Below are 12402 nucleotides of genomic sequence, written 5' to 3'. Positions count from 1 at the left end.
GGCGGTGCAACAACGCCATGCACATTTCTGATGTGCTCGCAAAAAATATCAAGTCATCCTGGAGAGCTATTACATGCCTGAACCGATCATGCCCCTTGATGCCAACAAGGACGATCACGACGACCTGGTATTCCTCGATGAGCAAGCACCGCAGCCACCCGCCGCCGCGCTGCGCAGCGTCTGGAGAGTGATGATCATCGACGACGATGAAGACGTCCACTCCACCACCACTTTCGCCCTCGGCAACCTGGAAATGCAGCACCGCCCGCTGGAATTCGTGCATGCCTATTCGGCGGCGCAGGCGCGCGAGCAGCTCAAGCATGAAACCGACATCGCCGTGATCCTGCTCGACGTGGTGATGGAACAGGATGACGCTGGCCTGCATTTAGTACGCTATATCCGCGAAACCCTGAAAATGACGGACGTGCGCATCATCCTGCGCACCGGCCAGCCCGGCTATGCGCCGGAAATCGACGCCATCCGCGATTTCGACATCAACGATTACAAGACCAAGTCCGAACTGACGCGCATCAAGCTGTTTACCACCGTCACGGCGGCGATCCGCTCGTACGAGCAGATACGGGCGATCAGCAGCAGCCGGCGCGGCCTGGACCAGATCGTCCACGCCAGCACGCAATTGATGGCGCTGCACGGCGTGCAGAATTTCTCGGCCGGCGCGCTGGCGCAGATCGCCGACTTGCTGGGCATCCGCGCCGACGGCGTGCTGTGCGTGCAGGACATGCTCGACGACGGCAGCCGGCAGCTGGTCGTCTGCGCCTGCAGCGGCATCTTTTCCAGCCTGCCGCACAGCGCCTTGTGCAAGATCGACAACGCCCGCGTGACGCAGGCCATCGAGCATACGCTGGCACAGCGGCGCAATGTGTACGCCCACGATTACGCCACCCTGTACTTTGCCGGCAAGTCCAGCCGCGATGCGGCCGCCTTCCTGCTGCTGCCGCGCCCTCTTAGCGCCATCGATGAAAGCCTGCTCGAAGTCTTTTGCAGCAACGTGGCGGTAGGACTCGATAACGTGGAACTGGTCACGCACCTGCATAACGCGGCCTTCTACGACCAGCTGTCGAAGCTGCCGAACCGCACGCGCCTGGTGGAAATCCTCGACGCGGCGCTGGCCGGCCCTGCGCGCGACGAAGCGACCCTGTCGCTGGTCGACCTCGACCATTTTGCCGAAACCAATGACGCGCTGGGCCACCAGTTTGGCGACCTGCTGCTGCTGGCCGTAGCGGGCCGGCTGCAAACCCAGCTGGGCGGACAACTGACGGTGGCGCGCCTGGGCGGCGATATCTTCAGCGTGCTGGGCGACTCGTCGCAAGTGAACCCGGCCAATATCCTGGCGCTGTTCCAGACGCCGTTCAGCATCGATGGCCAGGACGTGCAGGTCTCGGCCACCCTGGGCCTGGTGCGCCTGGGCGAGCATACGGGCACGGGCGCCGATGCCTTGAAGGATGCCGATATCGCCCTGAAGCGCGCCAAGAGCCAGCAGCGCGCCGGCCACTTTTATTTTTCGCGCAGCATGGGCATCGAAATCCGCGAGCGCGTGCGCATGATGCATGCGCTGCGCACGGCCTTCAGCCAGAACCAGCTGTTTGTCGTCTACCAGCCGCAGATCGACCTGTCCACCCGCCGCGCCGTGGGCGCCGAAGCGCTGCTGCGCTGGCAAACGCCGGATGGCAAGTTCATCTCGCCCGACCGTTTTATTCCCATCGCCGAATACTCGGGCATCATCATCGAGCTGGGCGAATGGGTGCTGCGCACGGCCTGCCGCGAACTGGTGCGGCTGCGCGCCGAGGGCCACCGCAACTTCGTCATGTCGATCAACGTCTCGCAAGTGCAGTTTCGCCACCCGCTGTTCCTGGAAATGCTGCGCCTGGCGCTGGAAGAAACCCAGGCGCCGCCCGAATTCATCGAACTGGAAATCACCGAATCGATGGCGATGGAAGAACCTGACCTCCTGATCAAGATGCTGTGGCAAATCAAGCAGACGGGCGTGAGCATCGCCATCGACGATTTCGGCACCGGCTTTTCATCGCTGTCCTACCTGCAGCGCCTGCAGGTCGACCGCCTGAAGATCGACCGCGCCTTCGTCACCGAAATCACCGGTTCGGCGCGCGGCAGCAGCATCGCTGAAATGGTCATCCAGCTGGGCCGCAACCTGGGCCTGGCCGTGATCGCCGAAGGGGTGGAAGACGAACGGCAGGCGCAAATCCTGCAGGCGCTGGGCTGCCCCATGGCGCAAGGCTTTTTGTTCGCCCGCCCGATGACGGCCAGCGCGCTGGGCAAATGGCTGACCGAAGAAGCGCTGCAAGGCGCAGCCTGAAGCGCCGGCCCCGGTATGCTTGTTAAACCTTGACGGTGCTCCGCAAGGTTTTGGCGGCGGCCACCATATTGCTCAGCGCAGGAATCACTTCCTTCCAGCCACGCGTCTTCAGGCCGCAATCGGGATTGACCCACAGGCGGGCTGGCGGGATGCGTTGCGCCGCTTTTTGCATCAGCTTGACGATCTGCTCCTGGCCCGGGATGTTCGGCGAGTGGATGTCGTACACGCCAGGGCCGATCTGATTCGGATACTTGAAGTCATCGAAGGCGTCCAGCAATTCCATGTCCGAACGCGAGGTTTCGATGGTGATCACGTCGGCATCCATGCCGGCGATCTGCGCAATGATGTCGTTGAACTCCGAGTAACACATATGGGTGTGGATCTGGGTTTCGTCAGCCACGCCATTGGCCGTGATGCGAAACGCTGCCACGGCCCAGTCCAGGTATTCCTGCCATTGCGCCCGGCGCAGCGGCAAGCCTTCGCGCAGAGCCGCTTCGTCGATCTGGATCACGCGGATGCCGGCCTTTTCCAGGTCCAGCACTTCGTCGCGCATCGCCAGCGCCAGCTGGTAGCACGATACCGAACGCGGCTGGTCGTCACGCACGAAGGACCAGTTCAGGATCGTCACCGGGCCGGTCAGCATGCCTTTCATCGGTTGACTGGTCAGCGACTGGGCGTAGGTGCTCCACTCCACCGTCATCGCTTTGGGACGGCTGATGTCGCCAAACAGAATAGGCGGTTTCACGCAGCGCGAACCATACGACTGCACCCAGCCGCACTGGCTGAAGGCGTAACCGTCCAGCTGTTCGCCAAAGTATTCCACCATGTCGTTGCGCTCGGCTTCGCCGTGCACCAGCACGTCCAGCCCCAGCGCTTCCTGCGCTTGCACGCAGCGGGCGATCTCCGCCTGCATCAGCGCCTGGTATGCGGAAACATCGAGCTGGCCGCTGCGGTACTGGCTGCGGGCCTGGCGAATTTCCGCCGTTTGCGGGAACGAGCCGATGGTCGTCGTCGGGAAGGCCGGCAGTTTCAGCAATGCCGATTGCTTGCGGGCGCGCTCGGCGTAAGGGCTGTGGCGCTGACCCAGGCGGCTTTCAATCGCCGCCACCGCAGCCTTGACGGCCCGATTGTGCACGCGCGGCGAAACGCGGCGGGCGGCGATAGCGGCGGCGTTGGCGGCCAGTTCGGCGTGCACCGAGGCGCGGCCCTGGTTCAGCGCCGCCGACAGTATTTGCACTTCATGCAGTTTTTGCAAGGCGTAAGCGAGCCAGGACTTGATCTCCTGCTCCAGCTGCTGTTCACTCTCCAGGTCGACCGGCACGTGCAGCAGGGAACACGACGGCGCGAGCCACAGGCGTTGGTTGAGCGCAGCGTGCACAGGTTCCAGCCATGCCAGGGTCGCGGCCAGGTCGGTTTTCCAGATATTGCGGCCATTCACCACGCCCAGCGACAGCACGTGCTGCGCCGGCAATTGTTTGATCAGCGCCGCGACTTCATCGCGGGCATTGATGGCGTCCACGTGCAAGCCTTGCACCGGCAGGCTGGCCGCCAGCGGCAGATTGTCTTGCAGCTTGCCGAAATACGTCGCCAGCAGCAGTTTGACTGGTCCGCCTTTCAAGGCATCGTAGGCGGTCACGAACGCTTGTTTCCAGCTAGCGTCGAGTTCGGTGACCAGCACCGGCTCATCGATCTGTACCCATTCCACGCCCAGGCTGGCCAGTGTGGCCAGCAGCGTTGCATACACGGGCAGCAGTTTGGGCAGCAGCGCCAGCTTGTTCGACGCGTCTTTTTCCTTGCCCAGCCACAGATAAGTGACCGGGCCGATGATGACGGGCTTGATCCTGGCGCCCAGTCGGCGCGCCTGTTCGATCTGCTCCACCAGGCGTGATGCGTCCAGCGAAAACTCGGTCCCGGCCGAGAATTCAGGCACGATGTAGTGGTAGTTGGTGTCAAACCATTTGGTCATTTCACCGGCATGCACGCAGCTGCAATCGCTGTCGCTGGCCGTTCGGCCGCGGGCCACGCGGAAGTAATTGTCCAGCACATCGCCGCCCAGGCCTTGCACGCGCCTGGGCACGTTGCCCAAGGTAAAACTCATGTCCAGCACCTGATCGTAGAACGAAAAATCGCCGACCGGCACCAGGTCGAGCACTTGCTGGTCTTGCCAATGGCGCTGGCGCAGTTCCGCGCCCACGCCTTCCAGCGCCTCGCGCGTGCTGGCGCCCTTCCAATAGTCTTCCAGGGCAAATTTCAGCTCACGTTTGGCGCCGATACGGGGAAAACCCAGATTATGTGTGGTGATCATGAGAACTCCTTGTGTGGATGGGAGTTATCATAAACACTTCGATTCATTAATAATAATGGTAAAATCTAATGCATCCATTATTTAAATTCATGTGAAACGATACCCGCACTCTTTTATCGACGCGGCGCGCCAGACCGGTCAGGCGTCCGCCCTCTCTTGACGGAACAGCATCATGCAACAAGAATACACACGCGAAAAACTGGCCTGGCCTGGCGGTAACAACAAGGTGCTGCTGCACTCGTGCTGCGCGCCCTGTTCGGGCGAAGTGATGGAGGCCATGGTGGCGTCGGGCATCGACTTCACGATCTTCTTTTACAACCCGAATATTCATCCGCTCAAGGAATATGAATTGCGCAAGGAGGAAAATATCCGCTTTGCCGAAAAGTTCAATATTCCGTTCATCGATGCCGATTACGACCGCGACAACTGGTTTGCCCGCGCCAAGGGCATGGAAAACGATCCGGAGCGGGGCCGCCGCTGCACCATGTGCTTCGACATGCGCTTCGAGCGCACGGCCCTGTATGCCCATGAACACGGTTTTCCCGTGATTACCAGTTCATTGGGTATTTCTCGTTGGAAAGATATGAAGCAGATCAATGGCAGCGGCGTGCGTGCAGCCAGCCATTACCCTGGCATGCTGTACTGGGAATACAACTGGCGCAAGGGCGGCGGTTCGGCCCGCATGATCGAGATCAGCAAGCGCGAGAATTTTTACCAGCAAGAGTATTGCGGCTGCGTTTACTCCCTGCGCGACACGAACGAACACCGCGTGTCCATGGGCCGTGAACGCATCCACCTGGGCGTCAAGTTTTACGGCACGCTCGAAGTGACGGAACAAGTCGCGGAAACCGTCGCGGAAACGCCGGCAGAGAAGTAAAAAGCCGCGTGCGCGCAAAAAAGCCAGCATCGATGCTGGCTTTTTGTCATCTGGAGCAATCGTAAAGCTCAGTCCGCCGTTTCGGCTGGCCAGTCGCGGATATACGCCTTGAGCATCTGGTTTTCAAAGCTTTGCGCTTCCAGCACGGCGCGCGCCACGTCGTAGAACGAGATCACGCCCAGCAGGGTCTTGGCGTTCATGACGGGCAGGTAACGCGCATGCTTTTCCAGCATGATGCGGCGCACTTCGTTCACTTCCGTGTCTGGCGTGACGGTAATCGGGTGGTCATCCATATGCTTGCGCACGGTGCCGCTACCGAGCTGGCCCGCGTTTTCGTGCAGCGCTACCAGCACTTCGCGGAAGGTCAGCATGCCGACCAGGTCGCCAAATTCCATGACCACCAGCGAACCGATGTCTTTTTCGGCCATGGTATTGGCCGCGTCAAGCAAGGGATGGTCAGGCGTGACCGTGTAAAGAATGTTGCCCTTGACTTGGAGAATTTCAGATACTTTCATGATGGCCTTCCTGTCCGCGTGAGTGGTATTTTAGTTATTTTAAGCCCTTACACCGACTGTAGCCTATGCCCATCAAAAAATCCAGCCTTGCGCGCAATCAAATCAAGCCTACCCATGCGCTAAAACGCCCTAGGCGCGGCGGCGGAACCAACCGGCAATAGAGAGGCGCTCGCGCATCGTCGGCAACACTTCATGCAGCATCTCGCCCGACAAAAACAGCGCCATGCGGCCCGCTTCGGGCAAGATATCGATGGAAGACTCGCCTTCCGGATGCAAGCGCAGCGCGCCGCCGTGTTCTGGCAGCCAGTCGGCATTGAGGTAGATCACGACGGAGACGGTGCGCTTGTCGTCATCGCGGAACCGGTCCAGATGCGCCCGGTAAAAGGCGCCCGGCGCGTACAGGGCGAAATGGCTTTCGTATTCATCCAGCCCTAAAAACAGGTCGCGGTTCAATTGCTGGTGCAAGGCTTCCATGCTGGCCAGATAACGGTCGCAGGCATCGGACCTGCCCGCTTCCAGCCATTGGATATGGTCGCCACGTATCGCTGGCTGCAACAATGGCGCATGGCCGCTGCCCACGCCTGCCCCCTTCATCTGGCCGCTGCGCATGGCTGACACGCACTCGGCAGCCAGCTGCGCAGTCAAATCGGCAGGCAGGAAATGGTCTTGCATGCACCAGCCGGCATGGCGCAAGCCATCCGAAGGCGACAGTGCAGGCACGGCAAGTGCGCCGTCGAGCGATATTGCGGGCATAAGATCTTTCCTGGTGGAAGTGCATGAGTGCGTCTAAAGCCCAGGATTTCATGAAATGCCGCTGGCCACCCCGCGGCGCACGCGCGCGGACGATGACTCAGCCTGAATATCGCTGACATGGCATCGTATCACCGCCACCGCGCCCCGTCGTCAACATTTTTCGGCGTTTGAAAAAAGTACTGCAAACAAACCAGCCCATGCGGCCTGCACGCCTGCCCTGTTACTCCGCCACAAATCCGGGTACGATCTGGCCACTATAATAATTGGCGGAGACACCATGAGCGGTCCGAAATACCCCGGTTTTGACACCTTGTCGCTGCATGCAGGCGCCGCGCCCGACCCGGCTACCGGTGCGCGCGCCACGCCGATCCACTTCACGTCCTCGTTTGCCTTCAAAAGCTCGGACCATGCCGCCTCGCTGTTCAATATGGAGCGGGCCGGCCACGTGTACAGCCGCATCTCGAATCCCACCAACGCGGTGCTGGAAGAACGCATCGCGGCGCTGGAAGGCGGCGTGGCCGGCATCGCCACCGCCAGCGGACAAGCGGCCATGCACCTGGGTTTGACCACCATCGCCGGCGCCGGTTCCCATATCGTCGCCTCGCGGGCGCTATATGGCGGTTCGCACAACCTGCTGGCCTACACCTTGAAACGCTTCGGCATCGAGACCACCTTTGTCGATCCGCGCGACCCTGATGCCTGGTCCAGCGCGATCCGCCCGAATACCAAGCTGCTGTTTGCCGAAACCCTGGGCAATCCCGGCCTCGATGTGCTCAATATCCCGCACATCGCCGCCCTCGCCCACGAACACTTCCTGCCGCTGATGGTGGACGCCACCTTCACCACGCCCTATCTGCTGCGCCCCTTCGAACATGGCGCCGACCTGGTGTTTCACTCGGCGACCAAGTTCCTGTGCGGCCACGGCACGGCCATCGGCGGCTTGCTGGTCGATGGCGGCACCTTTGACTGGCAAGCGGCCTACGACAGGACGGGGCGTTACGCCGAACTGTGCGAACCGTACGAAGGCTTCCACGGCATGGTGTTTGCCGAGGAATCGACGGTGGCGCCGTTTGCCCTGCGCGCGCGGCGCGAAGGCTTGCGCGATTTCGGCGCCGTCATGAGCCCGCACAATGCCTTCGCCGTCTTGCAGGGGATAGAAACGCTGGGTTTGCGCATGGACCGCCACGTGGCCAATACGCGCAAGATCGTGCAATGGCTGCTGTCGCATCCGGCGGTGGAATCGGTGTCGTATCCCGAACTGCCATCGCATCCCGATTACGCCCTGGCGCAAACCCTGCTGCCCAAGGGCGCAGGCGCCGTGTTCACCTTCAACCTGCGCGGCGACCGCGCGGCGGGCCAGCGCTTTGTCGACAGCCTGAAGATATTCTCGCACCTGGCCAATGTGGGCGACGCCAAGTCGCTGGTGATCCACCCTGCCTCCACCACGCATTTCAGGGTGCCCAACGATCAATTGGCGCTGGCCGGCATCACGCAAGGCACCATGCGATTGTCGGTGGGACTGGAAGACGCCGATGATTTGATCGAGGACCTGGCCCATGGCTTGAAACAATCGCAGAAAGGCGCCTGAGATGTTATTCACCGTTGACAATACCAGCGCCTATTGCTACACGGGCGGCAAAGCCTTCAACCCCGCCCAGCCGACGGCCGTGTTTATCCACGGCGCGCAAAACGACCATTCCGTCTGGGCCTTGCAAACCCGCTATTTCGCCCATCACGGCTGGAATGTGCTGGCGGTGGACTTGCCTGGCCATGGTCGCAGCCAGGGCGAAGCGAAAACCAGCGTGGAAGCGCTGGCGTCATGGTTGCTGGCCCTGCTGGACGCGGCCGGCGTGGAGCAAGCCATGCTGATCGGCCACAGCATGGGTTCCTTGATCGCACTGGAAGCGGCTTTCCAGGCGCCAGGCCGGGTCAGCCACCTGGCGCTGCTGGGGTCCACCTACCCGATGAAAGTGTCGCCAGCGCTGCTGGAGACGGCGCGCAACGATGAAGCGGCCGCCATCGACATGGTCAATCTCTGGTCGCACTCGTCGATCGCGCAAAAGCCGTCGTTTCCCGGCCCCGGCTTTTACGCCATGGGCGGCGCACGGCGCCTCAAGCAGCGCATTGCAGCCATCAATCCGCAGCAAGTCTTTTACACGGATTTTTATGCCTGCAACGCCTACGCGAATGGAGAAAAAGCCGCCGCCACTGTGCGCTGCCCGACCCTGTTCCTCATTGGCGCGCGCGACATGATGACGCCGCCCAAATCGACCAGGCTGCTGACATCCATCATCGCACACGGCAAGCAGGTGACGGTCGACAGCGGCCATGAATTGATGGCCGAACAGCCCGACGCCGTGCTCGACGCCCTGTTTTCCTTTGCCACCACCTGACTTTGATTCGTACCGATGATACCAACCGCAGCCCTGTTCAGCACCGCCACCCTGCCCGGCCACCCCGATTTCGACATGCAAGCCATCAGCGGCCTGGCCGAATGGCGTCACCACATACCGATGCTGTTCAAACTGCTGGCCGGCGCCGGCACGCAAACTGTCGCCTGGCCCATCTATGGCGATGGCGAAGACAGCGATTGCGTGCTGGCCGCACCCATGGCCCAGGCGCAGGCGAGCTGGCAAGCGCTATGCGCCTTGATGGATGTGCCCCACGCCTCCGCCATCAGCGATTTGCTGGCGGGCGGCCAGGCCTGGCTGGTGCTCGATGGCGTGCAATTGATCAACCACGATATCGGCACCGCTGAATATGCGGCCGCGCTGCAAGCACTGCGTATCGAGGCGCAGCAGCTGCACGCTGCCCTGCTGCGCGGCGACCGGCAAGCGCTGGCGCCCCTGCTGCAGATACCAGAACTTGGCTACTGGTCGGCCAGCGCCAGCGCGCAGCTGATGGAAATCGAGGAAGCTGACGTGGACGAACTGCCCTTTCTGCAAGACCAAGGCTTGGAGGTGCTCGAATGGGTGGAAGAAACGCTGTGCTACACAGTGAAACACCGCGATGGGCAGCATGGCCTGGTCACGCCCTACGGCCGCTGGATCGCCCCTCTGTCGCTGGGCGCCACCGGACTCGATACGTATCACGCCGGCGATGGCTGGCTCACCTTTGCCATCGGCGAGACGCACGGCGTGATGGATTTGAATGGCGTCATCGTCTTGCCGCCTGCCCCTGGCGCCCTGTATGTGATCAGCCCCCACTTGCTGCAGCGCGTGCTGCCCGATAGCGCCAGTTGCCTGCTGCGCCTGCCCGATGGCGCGCTACTGCACGACAGCGTGGATAATCTCTGTCAGCGCGACGATGGCCACCTGGACTTCGAACGCCAAACCGGCGATGCAGATGACCGCAATGTGTGCGGCGTGATGGATAGCCATGGCGCCGTGCTGCTGCCGCCGCAGTTTTTTTCCGTCCAGAATTTCGGCACGAAGAAAAAGCTCGCCATCGTCAGCCAGCGCATCGATGGCCGTTTCCTGTTTGGCCTGGCTAATCTGAAGGGCGAGCTGGTGGCGCCCTGCCAGTACTGCGAAATCGATTGCGCCACGACCTCATCACCGCCGAAAGTGCGCAAGAACCTGGTCTACGCCACCGATGCGCAAGGGCTGGCCTGCATGCTGACGCTCGATGGCAAGCAGGTGTTCACGCCCCGCTACCTGCCCGCCCACCATTTGCGCGGCGTGGTGGTGCAAGATGATTTTTTATATGTGATCAAGGATGGTTGCGCCTGGAGCATGGATTTCACGGGAGCCTTGCTGCAGCAGCACGGCAGCGTGGAAGCCTTCAAGGCCGATATCACGGCCCAGCTCAGCGAGGCCATGGGCTTGAACCGGAAAAAAGCCGCGCCGAAAAACAGCTACACGCCAGTGCAGATCCTGCAGCAGGCCGACCGCGAACAATTGTCTGCCATGGCCGCCCTGCTGCTGCAAGGCGACCGGGAATTGGCGCAGCGCTGCGTCGAGATTACCCTCGAAGAGCTGGCAGCAGACGACCCTCACGCAGAATACGAAGGCGCGACGCCCGAGGCAGCCTGCTTCTTCCTGCTCTGGTCCACGGCCGCCCATGCACTGGGCCACGGCACCACCCTGGACTGGAAAGCCATCGATGAAGTGGCCCGCATCGGCCAGCATATCGATTTACCGGCCCTGCACCATTTCGATTGGGCGGAACGCTTAGACGGCGACGACATGAGCACCGGCCTGGCCGCCATCGCCCGCCACCTGGCGTCCCATGGCCTGCGGCTGGTGAATATGCAGGGCGGCGAAGATACGTATTATCTGGGTGTCGTGCGTGGGCAGGAGGTGGCACAGTTCAACGAGGTGGCGCGGCAGGCTGGATTGCGCCCTGTATTGATTGGCAATTAATATAAAAACTACTGATCGCTCTTTTTGGAACTGAGCTGCGTGCCCCCTGTGCCTTCCACGTTCAGCGCAACCTCTTCCTCAGCAGCCTTATCCATCTGCGCCACCAGCGACTGATACATTTTCAAGTCCGCCTCATCCTTGAAAATCAATTTTCCATCCTTCAGGTAGATGGCACCCAGGCGAGATTCGGCCAGACGCAGTGTGCGCGTGAACAAGTCCAGCAGGTGGCGCTGATTTTCCGCCAGGCGCAACATGACACCGTAAGTGTAAGCCAGGCTCTTTTTAAAGGACTCGATATTTGCCTGGTCGAGTTGACTCGCCAGCACACCATGCTGCACTTTTTGCAATAATTTGTCGGCCTCCGCCAAATAAAGCTCGACACGCTCTGAAGCCTTGGTCACTGTCTCTTTCGATATGGCAATACCTTCCGCGCTCACCAGCCGCTCCGGACTAAGGCTGACCGCCAGGCCATAGCTGGCCAGATCGCTCGTATAAGCATGGTTGAGCTTGTACATCGCCGGAATAAAATCGGCCGTCAATAGCTCCACCTCGTGGAGATTGGAGATAGCGCTCAAGGCCAGTACCGGCTCAGGCTCGCCTGGCTGCTTATTCTTCCAGGCACTCACGAATGCGCGCAATGACGCATTGGACTGGGCAGAGAGCTGGGCATAGTATTGCGCGTTCCACGCACGGACCATCTGTCCCATTTCCGGACCGATATGTTCATTCGCCTGGCCCATCTGGATCCAGGCCGGCAAGGCGATGCCACGTTTCAACTCAAGCAACTCCTTGTCCGTGAAATGCGGGTCTTTGTCTCCCTGCATCGCCCCCCTATTCGATAACACCGCAATCATGTAACGTTGACCGACATCGCTGCGGAGAAAGCTGGCCAATTGCGTGGCTTCCTCGGTAGAAAAGTACTTGAGGTACAACGGTGTCAGCCTGGTATAGATTTCGTCATCGCTGACATGCTGTTCCATATGCACCATCACTTCGCGCATGATGGAATCGGCGGGGCCGGCTTTCTTCATCCCATTTCGGGCCATCAAGCCGAGATGAAATCCTTCCAGCACGCCGCGTACGGCAGTGCGATGTTCTACGCTGGCAACATCGGACGATGGCGAAGCTGGTGCAGCAATGGTTTCGGCATGGAGGGGACAGGACAGGGCCAGCATGGCGACCAATATCGCAGGGCGTAATAATTTCATGAAAACGTTTCGTTAATAGTCATTCAAAGCCGCTCCGGCTCCAGC

At 60.8% G+C, this 12402-nt stretch carries 9 protein-coding genes; 5 read left to right on the top strand and 4 right to left on the bottom strand.

The features are described 5' to 3' along the window. The first annotated feature begins 73 nt into the window (after positions 1-73). A complete protein-coding gene (locus ACL9RI_RS05140; protein ID WP_422725503.1) occupies positions 74-2335 on the top strand; it encodes a putative bifunctional diguanylate cyclase/phosphodiesterase in 2262 nt (753 codons plus the stop codon). Between the two features lie 22 nt (positions 2336-2357). Here ACL9RI_RS05140 and metE read toward each other — a convergent pair whose 3' ends face one another. Beyond that, the gene (gene metE, locus ACL9RI_RS05135) at positions 2358-4640 is read right to left on the bottom strand and encodes a 5-methyltetrahydropteroyltriglutamate--homocysteine S-methyltransferase (protein WP_422725502.1); all 2283 of its coding nucleotides are present in this window, start codon (positions 4638-4640) and stop codon (positions 2358-2360) included. 172 nt (positions 4641-4812) lie between these two features. Here metE and ACL9RI_RS05130 point away from each other — a divergent pair, with 172 nt between their 5' ends. Then, positions 4813-5517, top strand: coding sequence for an epoxyqueuosine reductase QueH (locus ACL9RI_RS05130; RefSeq protein WP_422725501.1), 705 nt, complete (start codon positions 4813-4815; stop codon positions 5515-5517). Positions 5518-5585: 68 nt separating this feature from the next. On the opposite strand, the gene ACL9RI_RS05125 is transcribed toward ACL9RI_RS05130, so the two are convergent. Together ACL9RI_RS05125 and ACL9RI_RS05120 are read right to left on the bottom strand one after the other, a co-directional pair. Beyond that, positions 5586-6032 (bottom strand): CBS domain-containing protein, encoded by a 447-nt coding sequence (locus tag ACL9RI_RS05125; RefSeq protein WP_183677572.1) that lies wholly within the window; start codon positions 6030-6032, stop codon positions 5586-5588. 129 nt (positions 6033-6161) lie between these two features. Then, positions 6162-6785: a 2OG-Fe(II) oxygenase gene (locus ACL9RI_RS05120; protein ID WP_422725500.1), complete on the bottom strand. Its 624-nt coding sequence runs from the start codon at positions 6783-6785 to the stop codon at positions 6162-6164. A gap of 277 nt (positions 6786-7062) precedes the next feature. On the opposite strand from ACL9RI_RS05120, the gene ACL9RI_RS05115 reads away from it, so the two are divergent. From ACL9RI_RS05115 to ACL9RI_RS05105, 3 genes are read left to right on the top strand one after another with little or no spacing between them, the layout of a single operon-like run. Then, entirely contained in the window at positions 7063-8373 is a 1311-nt protein-coding gene (locus ACL9RI_RS05115; RefSeq protein WP_422725499.1) for an O-acetylhomoserine aminocarboxypropyltransferase, read from the top strand. A 1-nt stretch (position 8374) separates the two neighbouring features. Next, the gene (locus ACL9RI_RS05110) at positions 8375-9178 is read left to right on the top strand and encodes an alpha/beta fold hydrolase (protein WP_422725498.1); all 804 of its coding nucleotides are present in this window, start codon (positions 8375-8377) and stop codon (positions 9176-9178) included. Between the two features lie 15 nt (positions 9179-9193). Then, positions 9194-11149: a DUF6630 family protein gene (locus tag ACL9RI_RS05105; RefSeq protein WP_422725497.1), complete on the top strand. Its 1956-nt coding sequence runs from the start codon at positions 9194-9196 to the stop codon at positions 11147-11149. An 8-nt stretch (positions 11150-11157) separates the two neighbouring features. On the opposite strand, the gene ACL9RI_RS05100 is transcribed toward ACL9RI_RS05105, so the two are convergent. Further along, positions 11158-12357 (bottom strand): hypothetical protein, encoded by a 1200-nt coding sequence (locus ACL9RI_RS05100; protein ID WP_422725496.1) that lies wholly within the window; start codon positions 12355-12357, stop codon positions 11158-11160. Positions 12358-12402 lie beyond the last annotated feature (45 nt).

It is taken from the genome of Janthinobacterium sp. Mn2066, from assembly GCF_049319705.1.
In the GTDB taxonomy this organism is placed as follows: domain Bacteria; phylum Pseudomonadota; class Gammaproteobacteria; order Burkholderiales; family Burkholderiaceae_D; genus Janthinobacterium.
This window is presented reverse-complemented; position numbering and strand designations above follow the sequence as displayed.